At 72.4% G+C, this 25,918-nt stretch carries 23 protein-coding genes and 3 pseudogenes; 15 read left to right on the top strand and 11 right to left on the bottom strand.

Going from position 1 to position 25,918, the window contains the following annotated elements; translation table 11 throughout:
- From ABZX90_RS29690 to ABZX90_RS29705, 4 genes are all read left to right on the top strand, one after another.
- Entirely contained in the window at positions 1-1,473 is a 1,473-nt protein-coding gene (locus ABZX90_RS29690; RefSeq protein ID WP_355209792.1) for an MFS transporter, read from the top strand.
- A 164-nt stretch (positions 1,474-1,637) separates the two neighbouring features.
- Complete coding sequence (locus tag ABZX90_RS29695) at positions 1,638-2,381, top strand: NUDIX domain-containing protein (RefSeq protein WP_351133285.1); 744 nt, start codon at positions 1,638-1,640, stop codon at positions 2,379-2,381.
- Positions 2,382-2,392: 11 nt separating this feature from the next.
- Positions 2,393-3,415, top strand: a complete 1,023-nt coding sequence (locus ABZX90_RS29700) for an ADP-ribosylglycohydrolase family protein (protein ID WP_351133287.1) — start codon at positions 2,393-2,395, stop codon at positions 3,413-3,415.
- A 3-nt stretch (positions 3,416-3,418) separates the two neighbouring features.
- Positions 3,419-4,237 (top strand): nucleotidyltransferase domain-containing protein, encoded by an 819-nt coding sequence (locus ABZX90_RS29705; RefSeq protein ID WP_355209795.1) that lies wholly within the window; start codon positions 3,419-3,421, stop codon positions 4,235-4,237.
- A 27-nt stretch (positions 4,238-4,264) separates the two neighbouring features.
- On the opposite strand, the pseudogene ABZX90_RS29710 reads toward ABZX90_RS29705, so the two are convergent.
- From ABZX90_RS29710 to ABZX90_RS29725, 4 genes and pseudogenes are all read right to left on the bottom strand, one after another.
- A pseudogene (locus ABZX90_RS29710) lies at positions 4,265-4,987 on the bottom strand (nucleotidyltransferase domain-containing protein); the annotation flags it as partial.
- A 21-nt stretch (positions 4,988-5,008) separates the two neighbouring features.
- Positions 5,009-5,419, bottom strand: coding sequence for a Rieske (2Fe-2S) protein (locus ABZX90_RS29715; protein ID WP_355209798.1), 411 nt, complete (start codon positions 5,417-5,419; stop codon positions 5,009-5,011).
- On the bottom strand, positions 5,416-6,000 hold the full coding sequence (locus ABZX90_RS29720) for a DUF6529 family protein (RefSeq protein ID WP_355209801.1): 585 nt from the start codon (positions 5,998-6,000) through the stop codon (positions 5,416-5,418). The genes ABZX90_RS29715 and ABZX90_RS29720 overlap by 4 nt, the downstream gene beginning before the upstream one ends.
- 24 nt (positions 6,001-6,024) lie before the next feature.
- Positions 6,025-6,684 (bottom strand): hypothetical protein, encoded by a 660-nt coding sequence (locus tag ABZX90_RS29725; RefSeq protein ID WP_355209804.1) that lies wholly within the window; start codon positions 6,682-6,684, stop codon positions 6,025-6,027.
- A 308-nt stretch (positions 6,685-6,992) separates the two neighbouring features.
- Between ABZX90_RS29725 and aroH the strand changes: the two genes are divergently transcribed.
- The 5 genes from aroH (at position 6,993) to der (ending at position 11,653) form a co-directional block, all read left to right on the top strand.
- The gene (aroH, locus tag ABZX90_RS29730) at positions 6,993-7,355 is read left to right on the top strand and encodes a chorismate mutase (RefSeq protein WP_351133297.1); all 363 of its coding nucleotides are present in this window, start codon (positions 6,993-6,995) and stop codon (positions 7,353-7,355) included.
- The gene (locus ABZX90_RS29735; RefSeq protein ID WP_351133298.1) at positions 7,352-8,437 is read left to right on the top strand and encodes a prephenate dehydrogenase; all 1,086 of its coding nucleotides are present in this window, start codon (positions 7,352-7,354) and stop codon (positions 8,435-8,437) included. The genes aroH and ABZX90_RS29735 overlap by 4 nt, the downstream gene beginning before the upstream one ends.
- A gap of 293 nt (positions 8,438-8,730) precedes the next feature.
- Positions 8,731-9,426: a (d)CMP kinase gene (gene cmk / locus ABZX90_RS29740; protein ID WP_351133300.1), complete on the top strand. Its 696-nt coding sequence runs from the start codon at positions 8,731-8,733 to the stop codon at positions 9,424-9,426.
- On the top strand, positions 9,384-10,097 hold the full coding sequence (locus ABZX90_RS29745) for a lysophospholipid acyltransferase family protein (RefSeq protein ID WP_351133302.1): 714 nt from the start codon (positions 9,384-9,386) through the stop codon (positions 10,095-10,097). The genes cmk and ABZX90_RS29745 overlap by 43 nt, the downstream gene beginning before the upstream one ends.
- A 77-nt stretch (positions 10,098-10,174) precedes the next feature.
- Entirely contained in the window at positions 10,175-11,653 is a 1,479-nt protein-coding gene (gene der, locus ABZX90_RS29750; protein ID WP_355209808.1) for a ribosome biogenesis GTPase Der, read from the top strand.
- A gap of 75 nt (positions 11,654-11,728) precedes the next feature.
- Here the strand turns inward: der and ABZX90_RS29755 are convergent, their stop codons facing one another.
- Both ABZX90_RS29755 and ABZX90_RS29760 read right to left on the bottom strand, forming a co-directional pair.
- Positions 11,729-12,067 carry a hypothetical protein gene (locus ABZX90_RS29755; protein ID WP_355209811.1) on the bottom strand — a complete coding sequence of 113 codons (339 nt, stop codon included), beginning with the start codon at positions 12,065-12,067 and terminating at the stop codon, positions 11,729-11,731.
- A 284-nt stretch (positions 12,068-12,351) separates the two neighbouring features.
- Positions 12,352-13,125, bottom strand: a complete 774-nt coding sequence (locus tag ABZX90_RS29760; protein ID WP_351129881.1) for a hypothetical protein — start codon at positions 13,123-13,125, stop codon at positions 12,352-12,354.
- A gap of 537 nt (positions 13,126-13,662) precedes the next feature.
- Between ABZX90_RS29760 and ABZX90_RS29765 the strand changes: the two genes are divergently transcribed.
- Positions 13,663-14,367 carry a transglycosylase family protein gene (locus tag ABZX90_RS29765; RefSeq protein WP_351129879.1) on the top strand — a complete coding sequence of 235 codons (705 nt, stop codon included), beginning with the start codon at positions 13,663-13,665 and terminating at the stop codon, positions 14,365-14,367.
- 118 nt (positions 14,368-14,485) lie between these two features.
- A complete protein-coding gene (locus ABZX90_RS29770) occupies positions 14,486-15,091 on the top strand; it encodes a transglycosylase family protein (protein WP_355209815.1) in 606 nt (201 codons plus the stop codon).
- Between the two features lie 70 nt (positions 15,092-15,161).
- Here the strand turns inward: ABZX90_RS29770 and ABZX90_RS29775 are convergent, their stop codons facing one another.
- The 3 genes and pseudogenes from ABZX90_RS29775 to ABZX90_RS29785 form a co-directional block, all read right to left on the bottom strand.
- The gene (locus ABZX90_RS29775) at positions 15,162-15,890 is read right to left on the bottom strand and encodes an ATP-binding cassette domain-containing protein (protein ID WP_355209818.1); all 729 of its coding nucleotides are present in this window, start codon (positions 15,888-15,890) and stop codon (positions 15,162-15,164) included.
- Entirely contained in the window at positions 15,887-18,862 is a 2,976-nt protein-coding gene (locus ABZX90_RS29780) for an ATP-binding cassette domain-containing protein (protein ID WP_355209821.1), read from the bottom strand. The genes ABZX90_RS29775 and ABZX90_RS29780 overlap by 4 nt, the downstream gene beginning before the upstream one ends.
- Before the next feature lie 149 nt (positions 18,863-19,011).
- Positions 19,012-19,485, bottom strand: a pseudogene (locus ABZX90_RS29785) (hypothetical protein); the annotation flags it as partial.
- A 110-nt stretch (positions 19,486-19,595) separates the two neighbouring features.
- Here ABZX90_RS29785 and ABZX90_RS29790 point away from each other — a divergent pair.
- The 4 genes and pseudogenes from ABZX90_RS29790 to ABZX90_RS29805 all read left to right on the top strand — a co-directional run bounded on the left by ABZX90_RS29790 (position 19,596) and on the right by ABZX90_RS29805 (position 23,058).
- Entirely contained in the window at positions 19,596-20,150 is a 555-nt protein-coding gene (locus tag ABZX90_RS29790) for a hypothetical protein (protein WP_355209962.1), read from the top strand.
- 6 nt (positions 20,151-20,156) lie between these two features.
- The gene (locus tag ABZX90_RS29795; protein WP_355209824.1) at positions 20,157-21,437 is read left to right on the top strand and encodes an ABC transporter substrate-binding protein; all 1,281 of its coding nucleotides are present in this window, start codon (positions 20,157-20,159) and stop codon (positions 21,435-21,437) included.
- A 48-nt stretch (positions 21,438-21,485) separates the two neighbouring features.
- Positions 21,486-22,439: pseudogene (locus tag ABZX90_RS29800) on the top strand (YafY family protein); the annotation flags it as partial.
- A 403-nt stretch (positions 22,440-22,842) separates the two neighbouring features.
- Positions 22,843-23,058, top strand: coding sequence for an I78 family peptidase inhibitor (locus tag ABZX90_RS29805; RefSeq protein ID WP_351129867.1), 216 nt, complete (start codon positions 22,843-22,845; stop codon positions 23,056-23,058).
- Between the two features lie 150 nt (positions 23,059-23,208).
- On the opposite strand, the gene ABZX90_RS29810 is transcribed toward ABZX90_RS29805, so the two are convergent.
- Positions 23,209-24,231, bottom strand: coding sequence for a phosphatase PAP2 family protein (locus ABZX90_RS29810; RefSeq protein ID WP_355209827.1), 1,023 nt, complete (start codon positions 24,229-24,231; stop codon positions 23,209-23,211).
- Positions 24,232-24,482: 251 nt separating this feature from the next.
- Positions 24,483-25,664 carry a glycosyltransferase family 39 protein gene (locus ABZX90_RS29815; RefSeq protein ID WP_355209830.1) on the bottom strand — a complete coding sequence of 394 codons (1,182 nt, stop codon included), beginning with the start codon at positions 25,662-25,664 and terminating at the stop codon, positions 24,483-24,485.
- Positions 25,665-25,918 lie beyond the last annotated feature (254 nt).

The following is a 25,918-nucleotide window of genomic DNA, read 5'->3' on the forward strand; positions in this document are numbered from 1 at the left end:
ATGACCGACACCACCGCACGCGCCCCCGTCCAGCAGCCGTCCGGCGTGCCGGCACGCCGGGTGTGGACCGTGATCCTGGCCGGACTCGGGGCGCTGCTCTGTTCTCTCGACGTGGTCGTCGTGGCCACCGCGCTGCCCGCCCTGCGGGCCGACTTCGGGGCGAGCCTGTCCGACCTGGAGTGGACGATCAACGCCTACAACCTCGTCTTCGCCTGCCTCACCCTGACCGGTGCCGCGCTCGGCGACCGCTTCGGGCGACGGCGCATGTACGTCGTCGGGCTCGCCGTGTTCACCCTGGCCTCGGCCCTCGCGGCGCTGGCCGCGGGACCGGGCCAGCTCATCGCCGCGCGGGTGCTCCAGGGAGCCGGCGCCGCCGTTCTGCTGCCGCTCACCCTGACCCTGATCAGTGAGGCGTTCCCGGCCGAGAAGCGGGGCGTCGCCATCGGGGTCTGGGGCGGCGTGACCGGCCTCGGTGTCGCGGCCGGGCCCGTGCTCGGGGGTGCCGTCACCGAGGGCCTGTCCTGGCAGTGGATCTTCTGGATCAACGTGCCGACGGGGCTCGCGATGCTGCCGCTGGCCGCGCTGAAACTGCGCGAGAGCCACGGCCCCCGTCCACAACTCGATGTCGTGGGGCTGCTGTTGGCCGCCGTCGGACTGACCGGCCTCGCCTGGGCGCCGGTGCGGGCCCCGCAGGCGGGCTGGGGGAACGCCGAGGTGCTGGGCGCGCTGGCCGTCGGAGTCGTCTTCATGGCGGCCTTCCTCGGCTGGGAGCGGTCGGGGGCGCGCTACCCGATGCTGCCCCTCGGGTACTTCCGAAGGCGTGCCTTCTCCACCGCCAACGGCGTCGTCTTCCTGGCGTTCATGTCGCTGCTCGGCTCCCTGTTCATGATCACGCAGCTGTTCCAGCTCGGCCTCGGCAACTCGCCGTTGCAGGCCGGTGTCCGCATCCTGGTGTGGACCGGCATGCCCCTGCTCGTGGCACCGCTCGCGGGCGCGCTGGCCGACCGGTTCGGAAACCGGCCCTTCATGCTCGGGGGACTCGTCCTCCAGGCGACCGGCCTCGGACTGCTGGCCTGGCAGGTGCAGCCCGGTGTCGGCTACGGACGGCTGGTGCTGCCGCTGATCATCGCGGGCGTCGGTATCTCCATGGTCTTCCCCACCGTCGCGAACGCGGTGACCTCCGCCGTGCCGTCGGCCGACGCGGGCGTCGCGGCCGGCGTCAACAACGCGCTGCGTGAGCTGGGCGGAGTCTTCGGAATCGCCGTCGCCGCGGCCGTGTTCACGCGCTACGGGGGCTACGGCTCGGCGGAGAACTTCGTCGACGGCTGCGGTCCGGCCCTGTGGGTCTCCGCGGGAGTCGCGGCCGCCGGAGCGCTCGTGGCCGCCCTCGCTCCGGCGCGCGCTCGGGCGCAGGAACCGGACACACGCCGTGCCGAGGCCCGGCGGCCGGAGGCGTCACGCGCCCGGGTCTAGGGGCCGCCCCACCTTCCACCGTCCCGTCCCCGGCGCCGCCACAGCTCCCGCGCCGGGTTCGAGAAGCCGCAACTTCCCTGACCGAGAGCCTTGTTGGCATCCTCCCGCCCCTTTAAAGTCGAACTGACCATAGTCAGGCTGACCATAAAGAGGGGGCGCGGGGGGTGGCGACGGGGGAGGACCGCGCACCGGGTGGCACAGCGCCCGAGGGCTACGACAAGTACGCCTTCGAGCCCTTCGCCGTCACCGTCGACCTGGCCGTCCTGACGGTGCGCGCGGGCGCACTCCAGGTGCTGCTCGTCGAGCGGGGGCAGGAACCGTACGCCGGCCGCTGGGCCCTGCCCGGCGGCTTCGTACTGCCCCACGAATCGGCCGAGGCGGCGGCCTGCCGCGAACTCGCCGAGGAGACCGGCCTGTCGGACATCTCGGGACTCCACCTGGAACAGCTGCGGACCTACAGCGAGCCCGACCGCGACCCGCGCATGCGGATCGTCTCCGTCGCGTTCGCCGCACTCCTTCCCGACCCTCCCGAGCCCCGCGGCGGCGGCGACGCGGCGCAGGCCCAGTGGCTGCGGTTCAACGCGCTCGGCCCGCTCGCCTTCGACCACGACCGCATCCTCGCCGACGCCCACGAACGCGTGGGCGCCAAGCTGGAGTACTCCTGTCTCGCCACGTCCTTCTGCCCGCCCGAGTTCACCCTCGGAGAGCTGCAGCAGGTCTACGAGACGGTGTGGGGCACCGCGCTCGACCGGCCCAACTTCCGGCGCAAGGTCCTCGCCACGCCCGGATTCGTCGAACAGGTCCCCGGTGCCGCGCGCCTCACCGGCGGCCGCGGCAAGCCCGCCGCCCTCTACCGGGCGGGCGGCGCCAAAGCCCTGCACCCACCCCTGCTGCGGCCCACCGCGTAAGGACGGCCCCGATGACCAGCACGACCCTCGCGAAGCGCGCCGCCACCGGTTCCCTCATCGGGCTGGCCCTCGGCGACGCCCTCGGGTTCCCCACCGAGTTCAACTCCGTGCCCGCCATCCTCGACAAGTGCGGCCCCTGGCGGCGGATGGCGCTGCCCGAGCCCGCGTTCGTCACCGACGACACCCAGATGACACTGGCGCTGGCGAAGGGGCTGCGCACGGCCATGGACCGAGGTCTCCTCGGCCCACTGCGGATGGAACGGCCGGTGCGCGAGGAGTTCGTGGACTGGTACCAGTCGCCCGAGAACAACCGCGCGCCCGGCCGGACCTGCCTCGTCGCCTGCGACCTCCTCAAGAACGAGAAGCGCCGCTGGCAGGAGGCCAGCCAGATCGGCTCCAAGGGCTGTGGCGCCAACATGCGCGTGGCACCCGTCGGGCTCGCCCGCGGGCTCAGCGACGAACAGCGCGCGGGCGCCGCCCAGTTCCAGGCCGCGCTCACCCACGGCCACCCCACCGCGCTCGCCGCCTCGGACCTCACGGCGCACGCCGTCCGGCTGCTCACCCAGGGCGTCGAGCCGAGGGGACTGATCGGCCTGCTGAACTCGTACGCGCACGAGAACCGGCACCGCTACCACTCCCGCTGGCTCGGCGACCTGTGGACCTTCGGCGACGACGCCTCGCCGGAGGGCTACATCTCCCGCGGCTGGGACGAGTGCATCGACGTCCTGGACAACCTCCGCCAGGCCGTACGCACCGTCTCGCCCGAGGCCGACCCCTGCCTTGCCACCGGCGCGGGCTGGGTCGCCGAGGAGGCGTTCGCCACCGGCCTGCTGTGCTTCCTGCTGTTCGTCGACGAACCCGTCACCGCGCTGCGCCGGGCCGCCTGCACCTCGGGGGACTCCGACTCCATCGCTTGTCTGACCGGGGCGTTCGCGGGCGCCCACCACGGCTCGGAGGCCTGGCCGTCCTCCTGGGCCGACCGCATCGAGTACCAGGGCGACCTCATGGCGCTGGGGGCGCTCTGGGACGCTTGAGCGATGACAGACGTCCTCGGCATCGGCACCGACCTCGCGAGCGTGGTCGACGAACAGCCCGACCCCGTGCTCTTCGCCACCGTCTCCGGAGCGCACCTGTACGGCTTCCCCTCGCGCGACTCCGACGTCGACCTGCGCGGCGTCCACCTGCTGCCGACCGCCGACCTGGTCGGGCTGCGCGAGCCGGAGGAGACCCGGTCCCGCATGTGGTGGGACGGCGACGGGGTCGAGATGGACCTGGTCACCCACGACCTGCGCAAGTTCGTACGACTGATGCTGCGGCGCAACGGCTATGTGCTGGAGCAGCTTCTCTCGCCGCTCGTCGTGCGCACCGGCGACGAACACCGTGAGCTGGTCTCGCTCGCCCCCGGGGTCATCACGCACCATCACGCCCACCACTACCGGGGGTTCGCGGCCACGCAGTGGCGGCTCTTCGAGAAGACCGGCGAACTCAAGCCGCTGCTCTACACGTTCCGTGTGCTGCTCACCGGCATCCACCTCATGCGCAGCGGCGAGGTCCAGGCCGACCTGCCCACGCTGGCCGGGCAGGTCGCGTCCCCCGCGTATCTGCCGGACCTGATCGCCGCGAAGGCGGAGCGGGAGCACGGGTCCGCGGATGTCCCCCACGCACGCGTGGAGGAGGACGTGGAGCGGCTGCACGTGCTCCTCGACGAGGCGCAGGACGCCTCAGCTCTGCCCGACGCCCCCTCCGCGTACGACGCCCTGCACGCCTTCGTCGTCAGGGTCCGCCTGGACGGCGTCCGGGGAGGTCAGGACGGTGTCCGGGGGCCGCAGGGCACCGGCGGGGTCCTGGAGCGCTGAGGCGCGCCGCACCCGGATCAGGAAGTCCTCCACGCGTGCGTGGTCCGGTTCGGGCGGGAGCGGGCTGTGGGCGGCCGCGTCGTCGGCCTCCGCCGCCAGCCGGGACATCCAGTTCTCCACCTCGGGCCAGGGCACCTCGCCCCGCTTCACGGCGAGCAGCGGTTCGCGCTGCTCCGTGACGTCGATCGTCAGGGACCCGGTGCGCAGCAGATCGCGCGAGCTCATCAGCAGGCGCAGCAGATGCATGGCGTGCTTCCAGCGTGGGGCGCCGTGCGTGCGGACATCGGCCTCCAGCTTCTTGTGCTGGCCCTGGGCATAGCGGGCGAACGTCTCGTGCGCCCGGCGGGAGAGGAACGCCTGCCGGAGGGCGAGGAGTTCGCGCCCGGTGTCGTCCACGTACTCGACGAGAGGGGAGTGCAGACACTCCAGGATGTTCGGGTTCGCGCGCAGCGCGAGCGTGCAGAACCGCTCCAGCTCCCAGCTGAACTGCTCCTCCGCCGGGCCCTCGACATGCGTCGGCGGCTTCTCGAAGCGCCAGAAGAGCGGGGTCGGAGCGAGGAAGACGCCCCGGCGGTCCGTGTCGCTGCCGTCCGTGGCCAGCCCGAAGGCGCGTGAGCCCATCACGCAGGAGTAGACGGTGTGGTCCCGCACCAGCGAGAGGGCCGGCGCCGACGCTGCCTGGGGCGCTGTCGACACCGTGGGTGTCTGGGGTGTCTGGGGCGTCTGGGGTACGGGGGGCTCGGAACGCATGCCCGGAGCGTACGGGCCGTCTCACGCCAGGCGGATCGAATTTCCTTCCACCGTGATTTTCTCCGCGGGCAGCGGTCGCGGCGCGGGTCCGGCCTTGACCGCGCCGTCCTCGACGCTGAACTTGCTCCCGTGGCAGGGGCAGTCGATGGTGCCGTCAGCGACCTTGTTCACCGTGCAGCCCTGATGCGTGCAGATCGCCGAGAAGGCCTTGAAGTCGCCCTTCGCCGGCTGGGTGACCACGACCTTCTGGTCCTTGAAGATCTTGCCTCCGCCGACCGGGATGGCGCTCGTCGCCGCGAGCTCCTCACCGCTGGACGCCTTCGGGGACGAGTCCGAGGAGCTGTTGCTGTCGCTGTACTCGCTGCACCCCACGAGCAGCGCGGACGCCCCCGTCGCGAGAATCACCGTGCGCCGCGTCGAGCGGTGGGTCATGTCGTCACTCCGAATGTACGGAAGAACCAGAAGGCGGACGTCAGCCAGATGGCCGTGAGCACGGCGAAGACAAGGCCGCCGACGATCGGCAAAAGCCAGCCGGGCAAGCGCTCCCAGCGGAGCAGCAGCATCTTGGCACTGAAGGCACCGAAGAAGAAGCAACCCAGGAGCGAGTGCCACATAACGCGTGTTTCGTACGTCTGATAGCCCAAAGCGTACAGACAGTGCACCGCGACCGGTACCGCCACCAGGAACGCGATCCGCCCCGACCACCGGTGCAGCGTCGGCGCCCAGCTCGGGCCCGGCAGTTTTCCGTACATCATGAGCGCCGAGACGAGCTGGACGAGCGCGAAGAAGAACGCCGTCGTCGCCAGCCAGGACTTCACGGCGCCCGTGCTGCTGAAACCGGCGAGATTGAAGGCGGTTCCCGCCGGGTCGTGCACCTTGCCGTAGACGCCGAGACCGACCGCGACCGCTGCGGCGACCAGGGCCGGGACCAGATAGCGGGCCGGGTTCGGGCGGCTGCGGGCGGGCGGCGGAGAGGGGAATCCCTGAGTGGCGGCGTTCGGGTTCACGGTCATGATCGGCTCCCTGCGGAGAAGGGGTCAGGGGGTGACAGGACGCGCGATGATCTTCTGTCCGTCGATCGTCACGGCGCCGGTCTCCGGATCGATCACCGGTGCCGCCGAGGGAGTGCCGTCGCGGGTGACGACGCCGACCTGCTTGCCGCCGGGGAGCACGATCCAGCCGCCGTCGAGCTTCGCGCCGCGCACGGTGGCCGTCGCCCGGTAGAGCCCGGAGGGCTTGGCCGCCTTGTCGGCCGTGAAGCTATAGCGCTGCCCGCCGATGTCGGCGGTGCCGCGGATCCGCTTGCCGTCCTGGAGGGTCCCGTCCAGCTCGTCGCCGTTGCTGCCCGTCAGCTTCATGGTGCCGTCGTCCTTCACGTCACCCTTCAGCCAGGACTCCTTGTCGTGCCCGTCGCAGAAGTACGCGATCGCCTTGCCGCCCCGCAGGGAGACGGCGACCGCCGAGGAATTGTCGTCGGTGCGGCCCGCGTAGTCGGCGTTGGGCACCGGGCTGGAGGTCGGCGACGGACTCGGCGACGGCGAGGCGGAGGTCGGCGGCGAACTGGGCGACACCGAGACGCCCGGCGACTCCCGGTACGTCGACGCGGTCTTCGCCCCCGTCGTCGCATTGAGCGACAGCATGAACACGCCGAGCACGAGCCCTGCGAGAAGGGTGAGAAGGGGTCCTGGACGTTTCATTCGGGCCTCCCCCGAGGCGAGTCTCCTGCCATGAGAGCGGACTCCTGGGCCCGCGTCCAGAGCCACACGGGTGTGTTCTCACTACAAGTGACGGAATAAGGCGATTCAGGTGACATTGGCCGAGCGTGAGGCCGGGAGGTCACCTCATCGAGCGGCAGTCGCGCTGAAGAGGCGGCAGGACCCGCTTCCGGCCGGGTCCTGCGGTGCGCGGCCCCCGTCTCGTCAGGCGGGCGCCGCGCACCCGCGCGCGGGGGGCTGACTACGCTGGTGGGACACGACGTGTACGCAGATCAGCGAGGAGTATCACCGTGGCGGTACGAGCGGTCCGGGGCGCCGTCCAACTGGAACGGGACGAGGCCGGCCACATGGACGAGCAGGTCAGCGAGCTGCTGACCGCCATCCTGGAGCGGAACGCGCTCACCACGGACGACCTGATCAGTATCTGGTTCACGGCGACGCCCGATCTGCACAGCGACTTCCCCGCGGCCGCCGCGCGCAAGCTCGGCATCGTCGACGTCCCGCTGATCTGCGCGCAGGAGCTGGACATCGAGGGCGCGATGCCCCGCGTCGTACGTGTTCTCGCACACATCGAGTCCGACCGGCCGCGCGCCGACATCGTGCACGTCTACCTGGGCGCCGCGGGCACGCTCCGCAAGGACATCGCCCAGTGAGGACCGCGCTCGTCATCGGAACCGGGCTGATCGGCACCTCCGCGGCCCTCGCGCTCGCCGCGCGCGGCGTCGTCGTCCACCTCGCCGACCATGACCCGGAGCAGGCCCGAACGGCGGCCGCGCTTGGCGCCGGCACCGACGAGGCACCCGAGGGGCCCGTCGATCTCGCGATCGTCGCCGCACCGCCCGCGCACGTCGCCGCGACCCTCGCGGACGCCATGCGGCGCGGCGTCGCCCGTGGCTACCTGGACGTCGCCAGCGTCAAGGGCGGTCCGCGCCGCGAGCTGGAGGCCCTGGGCCTCGACCTCGCCCCGTACATCGGCACGCACCCCATGTCGGGCCGCGAGAAGTCCGGCCCGCTGGCCGCGACCGGCGACCTCTTCGAGGGACGGCCCTGGGTGCTCACGCCGACCCGCGACACCGACACCGAGGTCCTGAACCTCGCCCTGGAACTGGTGTCGTTCTGCCGTGCCGTACCCGTCGTGATGGACGCTGACGCCCACGACCGCGCCGTGGCGCTCGTCTCACACATGCCGCACCTGGTGTCCAGCATGGTCGCCGCGCGCCTGGAGCACGCGGAGGAGGCGGCCGTACGGCTCTGCGGGCAGGGCATCCGCGATGTGACCCGGATCGCGGCCTCCGACCCCCGGATGTGGATCGACATCCTCTCCGCGAACCCGGGACCGGTCGCGGACCTCCTCGCGGACGTCTCCTCCGACCTCGACGAGACGGTCCAGGCACTGCGCGCCCTGCAGTCCTCCGACGAGGCCAAGCGGCGCGACGGCGCCACCGGCATCGAGGACGTCCTGCGCCGCGGCAACGCGGGCCAGGTCCGTGTCCCCGGCAAGCACGGTTCCGCGCCGCGCGCCTACGAGGTCGTGGCCGTCCTCATCGACGACCAGCCCGGTCAGCTCGCCCGCATCTTCGCCGACGCGGGGATGGCCGGGGTCAACATCGAGGACGTACGCATCGAGCACGCGACCGGTCAGCAGGCCGGTCTGGTGCAGCTGATGGTGGAGCCGAAGGCCGTGCCGGTGCTCGGCGCGGCGCTGCGGGAGCGGGGCTGGGCGCTGCGGCAGTGAGGCCGGAGTCCGCCCGGGGCTGCCCGCGCGGCGGGCCGTTGCGACAGCCCGCTGCCGGTCGCCGGCGGCCGACAGCCGTTCGCGGGCGTACGAGGCCCGGGAGGCGCCCTGGCGCCGAGCGGTTCGGGCGCTGCGGCGAGGATCGGTGCGGGGCCGGGCGCCGTGCCGGCAGGGCTCCGTGACCGGTCCGGGGACGGGCCAGTAATACGGGGTCCGTGGAGCCAGTAACCTTGTGCGGGGCGCGATCGCGTCCCGCAGAGACCTCCACCCCGCACCAGGAAGGTGTTCCCACCGTGGACAACGGCGCCGCCCGTACCGCTCCGGCTGTGATTGTCGCCATCGACGGCCCCTCCGGCACGGGCAAGTCGAGCACCTCGAAGGCCGTGGCCGCGAAGCTCGGTCTGAGCTACCTGGACACAGGGGCCCAGTACCGCGCGATCACGTGGTGGATGGTCAGCAACGGCATCGACATCACCGACCCCTCCGCGATCGCCGCCGTGGCCGAGAAGCCGGAGATCATCTCCGGTACCGACCCGGACGCGCCGACCATAACGGTCGACGGGACCGACGTCGCGGGCCCGATCCGTACGCAGGAGGTCACCTCCAGGGTGAGCGCGGTCAGCGCCGTGCCCGAGGTGCGTGCCCGGATCACCGAGCTGCAGCGCACCCTCGCCGGGTCCGCGCCGGCCGGCATCGTCGTCGAGGGCCGCGACATCGGCACCACCGTGCTGCCCGACGCCGACCTGAAGATCTTCCTCACGGCCTCCCCGGAGGCGCGTGCCGCCCGGCGCAGCGGTGAGCTGAAGGGCGCGGACATCGACGCGACCCGCGAGGCCCTGATCAAGCGGGACGCTGCCGACTCCAGCCGCAAGACCTCCCCGCTCGCCAAGGCGGACGACGCGGTCGAGGTGGACACCTCCGACCTCACGCTCCAGCAGGTCATCGAGTGCGTCGTCACCCTCGTCGAGGAGAAGCGGGCCGCCAAGTGACCGCACCCTCCGCGAGAGGCGCCGAGGTGGGGCGCCGGATCGGCGTCGGCCTGATGTACGGGCTGTGGAAGCCGCGCGTGCTCGGCGCCTGGAAGGTCCCCGCGACCGGCCCGGCGATCCTCGCCGTGAACCACTCGCACAACATCGACGGGCCGATGGTCATGGGCGTCGCGCCCAGGCCCACACACTTCCTGATCAAGAAGGAAGCGTTCATCGGCCCGCTCGACCCGTTTCTGCTGGGCATCGGCCAGCTGAAGGTCGACCGCGAGATCGCCGACCGCACGGCCATCACCGACGCCCTCGGCGTCCTGGCGTCCGGCGGCGTCCTCGGGATCTTCCCGGAGGGCACCCGGGGCGAGGGCGACTTCGCCTCGCTGCGGGCCGGGCTCGCGTACTTCGCGGTGCGCAGCGGAGCCCCGATCGTCCCGGTGGCGGTACTGGGAAGTTCCGAGAGGAACAGCCGGTTGATAAAGGGGCTGCCCCCACTGCGCAGCAGGGTCGACGTCGTCTTCGGCGACCCCTTCGAAGCGGGCGACGGCAGCGGACGGCGTACGCGCCACGCGCTGGACGAGGCCACCGGCCGCATCCAGAAACAGCTCAGCGCCCACCTGGACAACGCCAGGCGTCTGACCGGACGCCCGGAAAACGTCGGGCGCCCCGTAGGGCGTTAGGCGACACTTAGTAGTGGATCACCCGGTTTACGGGTGTTCCACCGATCACCACGAATGAACGACGAGGTACGGACTTCATGAACGACCACATCCAGCCCGACGGCTCGGCGGAACACGAGCACGGGGCGCTTGGCGATGCCGAGTACGCGGAGTTCATGGAGCTCGCCGCGGAAGAGGGCTTCGACGTCGAGGACGTCGAGGGCGCGATCGAGGCGGCGGGCCACGGCCCGCTGCCCGTCCTCGCCGTCGTAGGCCGCCCGAACGTCGGCAAGTCGACCCTGGTGAACCGCATCATCGGCCGCCGCGAGGCCGTCGTCGAGGACAAGCCCGGCGTCACACGCGACCGGGTGACCTACGAGGCCGAGTGGGCGGGCCGCCGCTTCAAGCTCGTCGACACCGGCGGCTGGGAGCAGGACGTCCTCGGCATCGACGCGTCCGTCGCCGCACAGGCCGAATACGCGATCGAGGCCGCCGACGCGGTCGTCTTCGTCGTCGATGCCAAGGTCGGCGCGACCGACACCGACGAGGCGGTCGTACGCCTTCTCCGCAAGGCCGGCAAGCCCGTCGTCCTGTGTGCCAACAAGGTCGACGGCATGAGCGGCGAGTCCGACGCCTCGTACCTCTGGGCCCTCGGTCTCGGCGAGCCGCACCCGGTCTCCGCGCTGCACGGCCGCGGCACCGGCGACATGCTGGACGCCGTCCTGGAGGCGCTGCCCGAGGCCCCTGAGCAGACCTTCGGCACCGCGGTGGGCGGCCCCCGCCGCATCGCCCTCATCGGCCGCCCGAACGTCGGCAAGTCCTCCCTGCTGAACAAGGTGGCCAACGAGGACCGCGTGGTCGTCAACGAGGTCGCGGGCACCACCCGTGATCCGGTCGACGAGCTCATCGAACTCGGCGGCATCACCTGGAAGTTCATCGACACGGCGGGCATCCGCAAGCGCGTCCACCTCCAGCAGGGCGCCGACTACTACGCTTCGCTGCGCACCGCCGCCGCCGTCGAGAAGGCCGAGGTCGCGGTCATCCTGATCGACGCGTCCGAGACCATCTCCGTGCAGGACCAGCGCATCGTCACCATGGCCGTCGACGCGGGCCGCGCCATCGTCCTGGCCTTCAACAAGTGGGACACCCTCGACGAGGAGCGTCGCTACTACTTGGAGCGGGAGATCGAGACCGAGCTCGCCCAGGTGGCCTGGGCGCCCCGGGTGAACGTCTCGGCCCGCACCGGCCGCCACATGGAGAAGCTCGTCCCGGCGATCGAGACGGCCCTGGACGGCTGGGAGACCCGCGTCCCGACCGGCCGTCTGAACGCCTTCCTCGGCGAGCTGGTCGCCGCCCACCCGCACCCGGTCCGCGGCGGCAAGCAGCCCCGCATCCTGTTCGGTACGCAGGCGGGCACCAAGCCTCCGCGGTTCGTGCTCTTCGCCTCGGGCTTCATCGAGCACGGCTACCGGCGCTTCATCGAGCGCCGGCTGCGCGAGGAGTTCGCCTTCGAGGGCACGCCGATCCACATCTCGGTGCGGGTGCGCGAGAAGCGCGGCGCCAACAAGAAGAAGTAGCGCCTGACGGCGACGCGTGAGGGGCGGCTCCTGGGGGAGCCGCCCCTCACGCGTCGCCGCTCAAGAGCTCGCTGTTCACAGACCCCTGCGTGGTGCGGGCGGCAGCGCGGCCGGGATGTGGTGCATCCCGGTGCCGTGCTGGCGTGCGCCCGGCTGCCAGACAGCGGTCGTCGTCGTGGTGGGTCCGTGCTGCGCGGCGATCTGCCGTGCGGTGTGCGCCCCCGCGCTGTACGAGCTGTAGGTGCTCGACGCGCTGTACGAGTTCGCACCGCGTCCGAGGCTCCCGAAAGCCGTGAACCCCAGCTCCTCCTCGCCGTGCCGGTCGCCGGGCAGCGTCCTGAAGGATCTGACCCACTCGGCGTAGAGCGCGTCGTAGATCGGCGTGGGTGAGGGGCCGCCCCGAGTGTCCTGCACCGGTCGCGACGCCGGCACCTCTCTGCTCGCACGGAGGGGGGAGCCCGAGGGAGGGACCGGCTGGAAGGGCCGGTGGCGGTGGGCGTCGTAGGTGTGCACGTACGTGCCAACGACCCCACCAACCAACGGATGCGGCCCACACGGTCATTTCGCGGGTCACCCGGAGCGTGCGGCGCGCACGGGGGCGCGGGGAACCGTGCGGACAACCCGCCGGCAGTCGGTGCCGACCCCGTGCCCCGGGTTTCCCGGCCGACTCCGCCGAGCGCTCGCGCGGCGCCGTGCCCTCACGTACCGGCGAGGGGCATCGCGGCCGCGACCAGCTTGCCGTTGGCGGCCGCCTTGTCGAGGGCGTCGCGCAGCAGGTCCTCCCGGGGCTGACGGCCGATCGAGCCGACCGGCGCCGCGAACAGGAGCACCTGCTGGTGCTTGTTGGCGGCGGCGCGCCAGCTCTCGGTGACCTGGAGCGCCTGGTGGGCCTGCCACCAGGCGACCTGCGAGCCGCCGCCGGTGCCCGGCTGGAGCACGGCGTGCAGCTGACCCATGGCGAGCAGCACGGACCAGCCGTGCAGGACCGGCGGCACCGAGTTCAGCTCGGTCGCGGGCATGAAGCCCTGCTCGATCAGCAGCGGCAGGAAGTCGTCGCCGATGTCGGTCGAGCCGGGGCGCACGATCGGCCCGGTCGGTTCGACGACGAGCGCCGGGTGCAACTCGCCGTTGATCAGCACGAGTCCGCTGGTGACACCGAGCACGGCCTGCTCGGGTCCGGTGTCGGCGGGAGCGCCGTCGGGGTGGATCGAGCGGACGGCGCCCTGGAGCTGTTCCTCGGTGACCTGTACGACCTGCGAGGGCAGGCAGGTGGCGTGGGCGAAGGCGAGGACGGCGGTCTCGTCGCCGATGAACAGGACGGTGCTGGTGCGCTCCTGTTCCGAGTCGCCCGGGGTGCGGCACGACGTGCAGTCGTAACTGCCGGGGGCGTTCTCTCCGGCGAGCAGCCGGTCGGCTTCTTCGTCGCCGATCTCGGCGCGTACGTCGTCGCTGACGTCGAGCATGCGCGGCACGGTGGCTCCTCGGGATGCGGTGCGTGGCGGTGCCGGGTGGCTCCCGGCCCATGAATCGGGGGTTCCCGGCTCATGAAGATGTCAACGGGTGATCTGTGGCCGGAGTCACGCTCGAGAGCGAACGGAATCGAACCATCCGACGCCCAGGGTGAAGTCACCCCCGGAATCGGTTACTCCGAGTCAACTTCCAGGAGTCCAGAGGAAGTTGATTGGGTGAAGTGGGTCACAGATCACAAGGGGAGCAGGTCGACAAATCCGGAAATCACCCAATGAAGTGGGTGGCTGAAAATCGATGATACCCGCGGTAACGGCTAACTGGCCTCGAATGACAAAGAGTTGGTTGATATCGGGGCGCCCGGCTCCATAGATTCCTGCACCGTGTGCACAGAGCACCGCTCGGGTACGTCCGCCGGCCGAACCACATCCGGACCACAGCACAGCCTTCGGCGGACGGGGGCGGAGCGCGACGGCCGCGTCCTACACGCAGGCAGCCGCGTCCCGTCCTGGGGGACCCCGGGTGTTTCGAGAGGGAATTACATGTCCGCATGTGCCGACAGCACTCACGAGAACAGTCACAAGGCTCGTACGGCGAACAAAACGCGTACGACGGCGGTCCTCACCGGGGCGGCGCTGCTCGCCCCGCTCGGACTGCTCGCCGCGACCGGCGACGCCGCCGCGGCCGACAGTGGAGTGTGGGACCGCATCGCCCAGTGCGAGAGCGGCGGCAACTGGCACATCAACACCGGCAACGGCTACTACGGAGGGCTCCAGTTCTCCGCCGGCACCTGGCGCGCGTACGGCGGCACGGCCTACGCGCCGACCGCCGACAAGGCGTCCAGGAGCGCGCAGATCGCCGTCGCGAGCAAGGTCCAGAGCGCACAGGGGTGGGGGGCCTGGCCCACCTGCTCGGCCCGCGCCGGGGCCTACGGAAACGCGCCCGCCTCCTCGGGGGCCGGGCCGGCCACAGGATCGGCGACCACCAAGTCGGCGCCCAGGTCGACAACCGACTCGGCGCCCAGGTCCGCCCCGACGAAGCAGGAGCCGGCGAAGACGCCGGCCCGTCCGCCGGGCCACACCGACCGCGGCTCGGGCCGCGGCGACTACACCGTCCGCGACGGCGACACCCTGAGCGCCATCGCCGCGCGGCACGGGACCACCTGGCGGAAGATCTACGCCGCCAACAAGGCCGTCATCGGCGGTGATCCCGACCTGATCGTGCCCGGGCAGCGGCTCGACATCTGAGCCGCGCTCCCCCTCGTCCCGGGCACGGGGCCCCGCCCGGTCGTCCGACCGGGTGGGGCCCTGGGCGTGCCGGGCGCGGCTGGGCCGACGGGCGGGACGGGCTGCTTAGCGTGGCCCGATGCCTCCCATGCCGACCATTCCGACCAGGCGGACCCTGCCGACCACGTGGACCGTGTCCGGGCTGTCGAGCAGACGAGTCCGGTACGCGGCCGTGGTCGCCGCGGTGCTGGCCGCTCTCGTTCCCCAGGACGCGTCCGCCGTGCCGTCGTCCCCGCTTCCGGGTTCCCGGACGGCCCGGGTGTCCTACGACTGCGCGGACGACGAGTGGCCCTGGGGCTGTCTCGCCGAGTGCGAGAGCAGCGGGCGCTGGCACGCGAACACCGGGAACGGCTACTACGGCGGGCTCCAGTTCTGGCAGCCCACCTGGATCGCGTTCGGGGGGCTGACCTACGCTCCCCGCGCAGATCTCGCCACGCGCGCGGAGCAGATCAAGGTGGCCAAGAAGGTGCTGGCCGTCCAGGGATGGGGTGCCTGGCCCGCCTGTTCGAAGAAGTACGCGCTGCAGGTCCGCGTCCATGTGGTGAAGACGGGCGAGACGCTCTCGTCGATCGCCCGCAAGTACCGGGTCAAGGGCGGCTGGCAGGCTCTCTACAAGGCCAACAAGAAGAAGATCGGCAGCAGTCCGGACCGGCTGAACCCGGGCACACAGCTCGTCATCCCGTAGACGCCCCGCGGCGGTCCGGACCGGCTGAACCCGGTCCGTCCGGACCGGCTTCAGCCGGGCGCCCGGCTCGTCATCCCGTGGGCGGCGGGCGGCGCCCGGGCCACGGACCCCGCCCTGTTCGGCCCGCCCCCCGCCCCTGAGGTCCCTCGCGCCGCGCCGCCGCCTCGGCCGCCTCTCCGCTGAACACGACCGCGCCACGGCGCAGTTCATGGACGTACGTCGTCCGGCCCGCGCGCTCGCGCAGCCCCGGCGGCAGTCGCTGCTCGGCGATCACCACGCACGCGTCGAGAGCGCCGAGCAACGCGTACGTCCGGGCCGCGACCGCCGGCGACATGCCCTGCGCGGGTTCGTCGACGAGCACCACGCGCGCGTGTGTCAGCAGGGCGCGGGAGAGGGCGAGCATGCGCTGTTCGCCGCCGGAGAGGGTGCCGGCGCGGCGGGGGAGGAGCGGCGCCAGCTGCGGGTAGGCGTCCAGGGCGGCCGCGAGGTCGGCCGCCGCGAGCTCCAGGTTCTCGCGGACGGTCAGCGAACCGAACACGGCCCGGCGCTCCGGGACGAGACAGAGCCCGCGCCGGGCCCGCTCGAACGCGGGCACACGCGTCACGTCGGCGCCGTCCCAGACGACGGCGCCCGCGGACAGCGGGACGGTTCCGGCGAGGGCGCGCAGCGCGGTCGTACGGCCGGAGCCGTTGCGGCCCAGCAGGACGGTGAGGCCGGGGCCGGGAGCGACCAGGGTGACGCCGTGCAGGGCTTCCAGGGGGCCGTAGCGCACGCGCGCGTGCCGCAGGGCGATGCTCATCCGCCGGTCCGCGGGTCCAGGACGCGGTCGGCGGGCCCAGAGACGACGATCCGTCCGGCCGCCATGACGTGCACGGTGTGGGCCAGGTCGGCGACCAGATCGAGATCGTGCTCGACGACCAGGAGGGCCATGCCGTCCGCGGCGAGCGCCCGCAGCACGCGGGCCAGCGCGTCGACTTCGCCGGTGTCGAGGCCGGCCGCGGGTTCGTCGAGCAGCAGCACCCGGGGGCTCCCGGCGAGCGCCCTGGCCAGTTCGACGCGCCGCAGCGTCCCGGTCGGCAGCCCCGCCGCGGGCAGCGACCTGACCGGCCCGTCCAGCGCGAGCAGCCGCAACGCCCGCTCCACCGCCCCCGGATCGGCGATCCGCCCCTGCTCGGCGCCGACGCGCACGTTCTCGGCCACGGTCAGCGACGGGAAGACCGCCAGCTCCTGGAAGGTCCGCGCGATCCCGAGCCGCGTCCGCGCGTGCGCCGCGAGACGGGTGATGTCCCGCCCCCCGAGCAGCACCTGTCCGTCCGAGGGACGCAGGGTCCCCGCCAGACAGTGGAACAGGGTGCTCTTCCCCGCGCCGTTGGGTCCGACGACCGCGGTGACCCGGCCCGGCGGGATGTCGAGAGAGACCCCGTCGAGAGCGGTGAACCCGCCGTAGCCGACGTGGAGCCGACGGGCGGCCAGCGGCCGCGACGCGGTCCGGGCGGGGCGCCGGGCGCCGTCCTCGGCCGGCCTCGTCGCGCCGGGCCGGCTCGGAGGCGCGGCCGGTACCGGGGGGCCCGGGGATTCGGCACGGGGCGGACCGTGGGGAGAACCGGCCGGTGCCGCCGGAGGAGCACCGGCGGGCGGCGCGGCGGTGGCCGCGGGTGTCGGAGGCGCCGGTCGGGCCGGGCGCGACTGCTGTGCCGGGCGTGACTCTCGTGTCGGGTGCGCACCCTGAGGCGGAGGCGACGAGGACGGCGGGCGCCCCGGCCCGTAGGCCTCCTCGCCCGGACCGCGCGAGTCGGGCGAGTCGGGCGACTCGGGGAGCAGCCGCCCGGATGCCCCTGGTACGCCCCGCCCCCCGTCGACCGATGCCTTCGCCCCCGTGACGGCCCGCGGCACGAGCGTCCCGGGCCGGGCCCGGTCCGCCCGGCGCAGGTGCCGGCGGACGCGCGCGCCCAAGGGTGTCAGGGTCGCCCCGCGGCGGAGCCGAAGCCGGGACGCCGCCGCGCGCAGGGCCTCGTAGGGGCCTTCGGGGAAGCGGCCGACGAGGACGGCGAGGACACCGATCAGGGCCGCCGCCACTCCGCCGCGGGCCCCCGCGTCGAGCCCGACCAGCAGAGCCGCGGCGACGAGCGCGCCGAGGACGCTGTCGGCTCCGAGCACGACGACCGCCGCGAACCAGAGCAGACCGCGGACGGGGTCGTACGCGGTGGCGTCGAAGGCGCGCAGGCCCATGCCGAGCATGGCGCCGCCCAGCGCGGCCAGCGCGGCCCCCGCGACGAACGCGGTCAGTTTCAGGGCCGGGACGCGGACGCCCGCCGCCGACGCGCCCGCCTCGTGGTCACGCATGGCGGCCAGGGCGCGGCCCGTCCGGCCCCGGCGCAGTGTGTGCGCCGCGAGCAGCGCGGCGGCCAGCAGGACGAGTTCGAGGACGTAGTACGCGCGGTCGCCGTCGAATCCGGCCGGACGGTCCAGGGCCAGGCCGGCCACCGCGTACGGCTGGGCGAAGACGAAGCGGCTGACGCCCACGCCCACCGCGAAGGTGGCCACCGCGAGCGCCAGGCCGTGCCGTTTGATGGCCGGCCACCCGGTCAGCACGCCGAGCGGGGCCACCAGGAGCACGGCCACCGCCAGCGCGGCCAGCTCGGGCAGCCGTGGCACCCCCGGGAACCGGCCCGCCGCCAGCAGCGCCGTGAAGAGGGCGCCCAGACCGGCGTACGCGGCCTGCCCCAGCGAGATCTGGCCGCCGCGGCCGGTGACGACGACCAGGGACAGCAGGACGACACCGAGCGCGGGCACCTGCACCGAGGTGTGCAGGTCCGAGCCCGCGAAACCGAGGGGCAGCAGGAACAGGACCACGGCCACGGCCCAGGCCCCGGGCGGCGTGGTCACGCGGGCCGTCGCCGTACGCGGGAGCGCGTCGCGGGTGCCGATGCCGGGCAGGACGAGCGCGGCGACCAGCAGCGCCACCACGAAGAGGTTGGCGCCGACCGCCTGGAGCAGCGGTTCCGCCCAGCCCGATGGGTGCAGCCGGGTCAGCTGGCTCTGGGCGACGCCGATGCCGAGGGCGACCAGGACGGCGACCGGGAGACTACGCATCCGGGCGGCCACCGCGACCGCCATCACCTCCATGACGAGCAGCGGCATGCCGTACGGGTCGAGCCGCACGTACGGCGCGAGGAGCACGCCCGTCAGGCCCGCCGTGAACGAGCCGAAGGCCCAGCCCGCCGCGGCCACCCGGTCCGCGTCGATCCCGCCGAGCACCGCGAGCGAGCGGTCGTCGACGACGGCCCGCAGCTCCGTGCCGAAGCGGGTCCAGCGCGTCACCGCGCCCACGCCCACGGCCAGTGCGACGGCCACCGCCAGCTGCCCCCACGGATCCGCCGACACCAGTGTCGGCGCGTCGGCCCGCGCCCCGGTGCCCCACACCAGCGCCGCCCCGCCGACCAGCAGCACGAAGACACCGATGGACGCGACGAGGGTCTGCGCCGGGTCGCCGCCGAGCAGGGACAGCGGCCGGAAGACGAAGCGCTCCAGGGCCATGCCGAGGGCCGGTGCCACCAGCAGCAGGGTCACCGAGGCGCCGAGGGCGAGCGGCCAGCCCCACTCGACCGTGAACTGGCGCAGCAGATACGCGCACACCATCGCGATCGCGCCGTGCGCGAAGTTGAGCACACCGGTGGCGCGGTAGGTGACGATCAGCCCGATCCCGGTGAGCGCGGCGGCACTGCCGACCGAGAGACCGGCGAGGGTGAGGTCGTACGTCAGCGACGCCATCAGTCGTCCGGAGCGGTGGGCGGGCGACCGGGGGCGGGCGGCCGCTCGGGGGCGGACGGGCGATCGTGCGGGGAGGGCCGTTCGAGGGCGGACGGACGCTCGGCGAGGGGCGGCCCACCGGCGGCGGGGGAGGGCCTCTCGCCGACGGGGTCGTCGTCGGCGTCCGGTTCACAGATCGGGCACGGGCCCAGGTCACCGCTCGCCAGGACGCGCGAGTCCACCGGTACGGCCTCCGGCTTCCCGGCGACCAAGGGGCAGTCCGCGCGGTGGTACAGGGTGCCGCCGGGCACCATCAGGAGGTCGCCGCTGACTGCGAGAGGGGCGGCCGCCACCTGTCCGGAATCCTCGGCGTCGGCGGGCCCGGCGGCCACCAGCAGCCCGTACAGCTCCTCGACGCGGGCCGCCGCCAGCGCGTTCCTGCCGTGCGTGAGCAGCACCGCGCCGGCGATGATCAGCGCGGCACCGGGCACGGTGCAGGAGGCGAGGTAGGGCAGCTGACGTTCCGCGTACCGCTCGCCGGAGATGCCGTACCAGCCGATGACGCACAGCACCGCCCCGGCGGCGAGCGCGGCCCAGCCGGCCCACAGGACGGGGTGCACGGTCCGCAGTCGAGCTGTCCGCATCCGGACTCCCACACGTCGTGTATCTGTCCATGTCAGCCAATGGCTTGCACTATGCCTTCTGGAAGCTGACCCTGAAAGCACCGGGCGCACATGGCCCGGTCCGACACCCGGTGGTGAGCCAGATGGTTCTCGGGAGCGACCTCAGGCGAGGGAACATCCGGGGGGTGGCGGCGACGGCGGTTCTCGTCCTCGCCGCGGCCCTCACGGCATGCAGCGACGACAGCGGCGGTGCGAGTACCGCTCCGCCCACACCCTCCGTCGATCAGTCCACCAGCGCACAGCCCAGCGCCACGGCCCCGGCCGACCCGGCGGCGGCCGAGAAGGAGATCAAGCAGAACTGGGAGAAGTTCTTCGACCCGGCCGTCTCCACGAAGGACAAGCAGGCCGTTCTGGAGAACGGCGACCAGATGGCGCAGGTGCTGCAGGGCTTCAACGGCGACCAGCGCGGTCAGCAGGTGAAGGCGAACGTCGAGAAGATCGAGTTCACCTCGCCGACCGACGCGAACGTGACCTACACGCTGACCCTGAAGGGCGCCACAGCCCTGCCGAACGCCTCAGGGACGGCCGTCGAGCAGGACGGCACCTGGAAGGTCTCCGTCAACACGCTCTGCGCGCTGGTCCAGCTGAGCGGCGACGCATCCTCGAGCGCTGCCCCGGGCTGCTGAGCAGCGGTGCGGCGCACAGCGACCGGGGCCGCCGTCGCGGGCCTGCTGCTCCTGCTGGGCACGGCCTGCGGCAGCCGGCTCCCCGAGAGCGACTTCGAGAACCGCGCCACGCCCACATCCCGGCCGGCCGCCGAGCCGATCCGCGTCGGCGTCATCAGCAGCGCCACCAGCCCCGTCGGCGGCTCCGCCTTCACCGGACCGCGTGACGGGGCCAAGGCCTACTTCGAGCGGCTCAACGCCCGCGGCGGCATCGACGGGCGGCCGGTCGAGGTGCGGCTGTGCGACGACGGCGGCAGCGGTGTCGGCAACAACGCGTGCGTGCACCGGCTGGTCGACGAGGACAAGGTCGTCGCCCTCGTCGCCACCACCGCCCTCGACTACGCGGGCGCCTCCCGGGTGTCCCACGCGCGCGTGCCGGACATCGGCGGTCAGCCCATCGGGCCCGCGTACGACACCTATCCGCACCTCTACGGGATCTACGGCAGCCTCGCGCCGCGCGCAGGCACCCCCGGCTGGAACGGCAGGCTGTACGGCGGCACCGAGGTCTACCGCTACTTCAAGCGCGTCCAGGGCGCCCGCACCGCCGCCGTCGTCTCCTACAACCAGTCCGCCTCCGCCGCCTACGCCCGGCTCGTCGCCCAGGGGCTCAAGGCCGAGGGCTACCGGGTCGTCACCGAACAGGTCGACTTCGCACTGCCCAACTTCCGTGCCGCCGCGGCCGACCTGAAGGAACAGGGCGCCGATCTCGTCTTCGACGCCATCGACACCCACGGCAACGCCCAGCTCTGCAAGGCCATGGACGACGTCGGCGCCCATGTCATCGCCAAGGTCACCAACGTCCAGAACTGGACGTCCACCGTGCCCGAGGACTACAAGGACGCGCCGCGCTGCCGCAACGCGCTGTGGGCCACGGGGTCGAGCCGCGACTACGAGGACGTCGGCGATCCCGCCGTACGGGAGTTCCGCGACGCGACGAAGGGACTGAAGACCCATTCCCAGTGGCAGCTGGAAGGGTGGGCGGCGGCGCGGTGGTTCACGGACGCGGCGAGGTCCTGCGCTCCGGCCGGCGTCACGCGGGCGTGCGTCGACGCGTTCATGGACCGCGGGAAGCCCTACACCGCGGGTGGGCTCCTGATTCCCGTCACGTACGAACGACTGAGCGAGCCGCCGGCGACGCGTCGGACCTGTCTCTCGGTGGCCCGCTGGCGCGACGGCCGGGGGTGGGTCTCCCAGGGCGACATGAACGCGACCTGCTTCGACGTACCGCAGATCGCCTACCGTCCGTGAGGTCCTTGCGGACAGTGGCTGTCCGCAAGGGCTGGCAGACTCGGCCGCATGTTGGAGACATCCGCACGACTGCTGCGCCTGCTCTCACTGCTGCAGGCCCACCGCGAATGGTCGGGCGCGGACCTCGCCGGGCGGCTGGGCGTCACCCCGCGCACGGTCCGCCGTGATGTGGACCGGCTGCGCGAGCTGGGCTATCCCGTCAACGCCAGCCCGGGTACGGGCGGCGGTTACCAGCTCGGCGCGGGGGCCGAGCTGCCGCCGCTGCTCCTGGACGACGACGAGGCGGTCGCCGTGGCCGTCGGACTGCGCACGGCGGCCGGGCAGGGCATCGAGGGCATCGGCGAGTCCTCCGTACGCGCCCTCGCCAAGCTGGAGCAGGTCCTGCCGAGCCGGCTGCGCCGCCGGGTCGGCGCCCTGAACGCCTTCACCGTGCCGATGCTGCGCGGTCCGCAGCCCTCCGCCGTCGACCCCGCCGTCCTGACCGAGCTGGCCAACGCCTGCCGCGACAGCGAGCGGCTGCGTTTCGAGTACCGCGACCACGAGGGCTCCTCGTCGCGCCGTACCGTCGAGCCGTACCGGCTGGTGTGCACCGAGCACCGCTGGTACCTGGTCGCCTGGGACGTGGACCGCGACGACTGGCGTACGTTCCGGGCCGACCGCGTCACGCCGAGGCCGCCGCACGGACCGCGCTTCACGCCCCGTACCCCACCGGCGGAGAATCTGGCCGAGTACGTCTCCAAGGGCGTCTCCACCCGCGCGTACGCCACGAACGCCGTCGTCCGGCTGCTCGTGCCGCTGGAGGAGGCCGCCGCGCGGATCTCACCCTCGACCGGGACCCTGGAGGCCTCCGGGACGGACAGCTGCGTTCTGCGCACCGGGGCGGCGAGCCTCGACGTCATGGTCATTCACGTGATGCTGATGGGTTTCGAGTTCGAGATCTTGGAACCCGCCGAGCTCGCCGACGCGATCAGGACGGCTCGCGACCGGCTGTCCCGGGCGCTGGAGAGGCCGGGATCCCAGGGGGCGCCGAACACGGTCCGCGCGCCGTAGCGGACCCTGGGGGTGCCGACGGAGATCATGCGGGGGTTCTGTGTCCGGAGCGTGTTTTTCCTATGCGGCGTCAGATTTCGCGGTACGCGGCGGAATCGGAGCGGACCTGAAAGGAAAGGCGCCATCGAATGTATGGTTCCGCGCATTCCGCAGGGCTATTCGGGATGCTCTCGGGATGACTCCGAATTACGTTCGAAGGCGTGCGGAACACGTGGGCAACCCCTCATACGTGTGACGGAGTTCGGCGAAACGTGTGTCGTGATCCTGTGACAGAAGTGTGACCGGCGGGGGACAGGGGACGGTTGGTCGCCGATCGGGCTTCCACGGCCGGGGCGCTCCGCCTAACGTGGCGGTCATGGCACCCATTCACCCCTCACACACAGAGCCGCAGGACAGTCCGGAGAGCTATGTCGGACTGGAGGTGAGCAGCGCGGAGGAACGTGCGCGGGAGCACGGCTGGTCCTCGGTGCGCTCGCTGCCGCCCGGCGCGATCATCACGATGGAATACCTCGTGGGGCGGCTGAACTTCGAGGTCAGGGACGGCAGGGTGACGCGCTGCTGGAAGGGCTGAGCGCCCGGCCGCGGCGGGAGATGCGCCCGTTGTGACGTGCAGGCGCCGGCGCCGAGCGGGCGCCTGGACGGGATGTGCGAAGGCCCCCGGCTCGTCGAGCGGGGGCCTTCGCGGTGCGGGGCGAGGGTGTGCGTACCGGCCCCGCAGTCTTCAGCCGCCCGTCAGCGGGCGGGCCGAGACGGCCGTGGCCCCGCGCGCACGGTCCGCGTGCGGCGGGCGACGACTGCCCACCGGCGTCACCGGGGTGCGCTCCGAGCGGGCGGTGTGCGGGCCCGGAGCCAGGTGGACGGGGGCTCTGGTCGGACGGGACGCGACCGGATCGCGGGCCGGCACGTCGCCGTCCACGGGGGCGGGGCGCGTGGCCATGACCGGTGCGCCGACCGGCGACGGCGCCGGTGCGGGCGCGGTTGCACCGGGACGGGAGCGCAGGATGTCGCGCAGCGCGAAGATCCAGGCCTCGGCGCGGGCGATCAGCGGCTCGCACCAGGGCAGCGCCAGCAGGATCAGGAGGCCCGCCGCCCAGCCCAGCAGGACGTCGCTCAGCCAGTGCGTACCCAGGTACACGGTGGTGAGGCCGACGCCGAGGGAGGTCACGGCGGACAGTGCGGAGAGCCAGCGTCTGGCCCTCGGGGTCGACGCCAGATAGGCCAGGATTCCCCAGGTCACGACGGCGTTGGCGGTGTGGCCCGACGGAAATATATCGCCGCCCAGGCCCATTTCGTTCGAGCCGATCGTGATGGCGTAGTGCGGGCCGAGACGGCCCATGCCGAGCTTCGCGGCGCCGACCGTGATGTTGAGCAGCAGCAGGGACGCGCCCAGGGTGAGCAGCGGGCGCAGCGTGTGCTGCCGCCAGGAGCGCCAGCCCAGCCAGGCGGCGACCATCACGGCGGTGGGGCCGCGCTGGCCGAGGACCACGTAGTAGTCCAGGAACGCGTGGATCTCCGGCCACTGCTGATAGGGCCGGAAGAACATGACCTGCCAGTCGAACCGGACCAGCCACGACGTGATCGCCACGGCCCACACGATCGCCAGGTAGAAGGCCAGGGTCGCCGCGAAGAGGACAACCCTGTGCCGACTCATCTTCGGCACATCGATGTGGGCCGGTCGTTCCGGCTCACGGTCCAGCCGGGCGAAGACCCGGTCCAGACGGGTGAGGTTTCGTTCGGTACGCACTCAATCGACGTTACAGCGAGTGAGCTGCGTTCCAGGCCGATTCACTCGGTTTGTGATGACGATGTGATGTGGGATTCCTCTCAGGATCATGTTCATTTCCAATGAATCTCTAATCCTCGGCGCGCGGAGCCTTCAATTCCAATGATCTCTCGCGGCTTCGGTTTTATGGCACTTATATATTCGTTCACCGAATGATGGTGTGGAATTCTCCGGCCGCTCACCGGCCCCGGGCGCGGGTGTCGCCGGGCCGGTCAGGGAGGTCCCGAGCCGTTCAGCCAGAAGGCCCCGTAGACCGCCGAGGCCACCGCGACGCTCCCCAGAACCAGCACTGACCTGGATGTACGCAGCCGCGCCAGGGCCGTCGCGAGAGGCAGCAGGAGGGGGAAGGCGGGCAGCAGGAGGCGTGGCTTCGAGCCGAAGTAGCTCGACGCGCACAGGGCGAGCGCGACGACGACCCCCGTGTAGACCAGGAGCGCCGGCGGCTGTCCCTGCCGTACGCACGTCACGTACAGCCACATGATCAGCGCGACCCCGACGATCAGCGCGACCCCGGCCAGGGCGGACGGGAAGGACGTGAACTTTTCGGCCACGAAGCGGGCGAAGGCGTAACCGCCGTCGAAGCCGTTGCGCCAGCCCGCCTGGACGTCGAGATAGCCGAGCGGGCCCTTGCCCGTGCGATGACCCACCCACAGCACGTAACCGGCGGCGCCGAGCGGCGCGATGATCATGGCGAGGGCGCGCCGCCACGCGCGTGCGCCGTCCCTCCAAGGTGTGCTTCCGTCCCGCCGGTGTTCTCCCACGAACGAGGTAATCGCCGCCACCCACAGGGCGGCGACCACCGCGACCCCCACCGGCCGGGTCAGCCCGGCGAGCGCCGCGAGCAGGCCCGCCGTCAGCCAGCGGCCGGTCAGCACCGCGTACAGCGACCACGCGGCCAGCGCCGTGAACAGTGACTCGCTGTACGCCATCGACTGCACGATGCCGACGGGGAGCACGGCCCACACCAGCACGGCGCACACCCCGGCCCGGCGGCCGTGGACGTGGCCGGCCACCGCGAAGATCCCCCACGCCGCGGCGAGCGAGGCCACCGCGGTGACCAGCAGGCCCGCGTCCGCGTACGACAGTGGCGTCACCGCCGACACGAGTCGCTCCAGCCACGGCAGCAGCGGGAAGAACGCGAGGTTCGCGTGCACGTCACCGTTCGGGAGGCGGACCTCGTAGCTGTAGCCGAGCTCGGCGACCCGGGTGTACCAGAGCGAGTCCCAGCGTGCCGACAGCAGCGTGTGGGCGCTCTTGCCGTTCGCCGCGCTCCACACGGCGAGGGCGACGAGGCCCAGGGCGCGCACGGCCGCGTACCCCAGGAGGGCGGGTGCGGCGCGGCGCAGGGGGCTCGCGCGGGGCGGCGTCGCGACAGGCGTCTCGAGATCGGTCACGGGCTCGATTATCGGCGGACCCCGGAACCGGACCGGCCGCGCGCTGCGTGAAGGGGCGTGGGGAGCGTGGCGTACGCCACACGCCCGGCCAGGAGAACGTGAGAGGTCCGCCACGCGTCATCGGCGAGAACTCGCGTACGCTGACGGCTCACTCGCCTTTGTTGCGTGGGCCCGGGATTCCGCTCTTCGGGCCGCAGCCCCAGGGAGTCCCCACCCTGCGGATCCGCCGATCGCGAGGGAACCTCTGGAGGTAC

The sequence above is a fragment of the Streptomyces sp. NPDC002935 genome, assembly GCF_040611295.1.
Lineage (GTDB): Bacteria > Actinomycetota > Actinomycetes > Streptomycetales > Streptomycetaceae > Streptomyces.

Coding starts and splice junctions, on each gene's coding strand:
- ABZX90_RS29765 (WP_351129879.1), top strand. CDS start 13,663: ATGTCCGCATGTGCCGACAGCACTCACGAGAACAGTCACAAGGCTCGT.
- ABZX90_RS29780 (WP_355209821.1), bottom strand. CDS start 18,862: ATGGCGTCGCTGACGTACGACCTCACCCTCGCCGGTCTCTCGGTCGGC.
- ABZX90_RS29720 (WP_355209801.1), bottom strand. CDS start 6,000: ATGACCGTGAACCCGAACGCCGCCACTCAGGGATTCCCCTCTCCGCCG.
- ABZX90_RS29690 (WP_355209792.1), top strand. CDS start 1: ATGACCGACACCACCGCACGCGCCCCCGTCCAGCAGCCGTCCGGCGTG.
- ABZX90_RS29715 (WP_355209798.1), bottom strand. CDS start 5,419: ATGACCCACCGCTCGACGCGGCGCACGGTGATTCTCGCGACGGGGGCG.
- ABZX90_RS29705 (WP_355209795.1), top strand. CDS start 3,419: ATGACAGACGTCCTCGGCATCGGCACCGACCTCGCGAGCGTGGTCGAC.
- ABZX90_RS29775 (WP_355209818.1), bottom strand. CDS start 15,890: ATGAGCATCGCCCTGCGGCACGCGCGCGTGCGCTACGGCCCCCTGGAA.
- ABZX90_RS29805 (WP_351129867.1), top strand. CDS start 22,843: ATGGCACCCATTCACCCCTCACACACAGAGCCGCAGGACAGTCCGGAG.
- ABZX90_RS29725 (WP_355209804.1), bottom strand. CDS start 6,684: ATGAAACGTCCAGGACCCCTTCTCACCCTTCTCGCAGGGCTCGTGCTC.
- ABZX90_RS29770 (WP_355209815.1), top strand. CDS start 14,486: ATGCCTCCCATGCCGACCATTCCGACCAGGCGGACCCTGCCGACCACG.
- der (WP_355209808.1), top strand. CDS start 10,175: ATGAACGACCACATCCAGCCCGACGGCTCGGCGGAACACGAGCACGGG.
- ABZX90_RS29700 (WP_351133287.1), top strand. CDS start 2,393: ATGACCAGCACGACCCTCGCGAAGCGCGCCGCCACCGGTTCCCTCATC.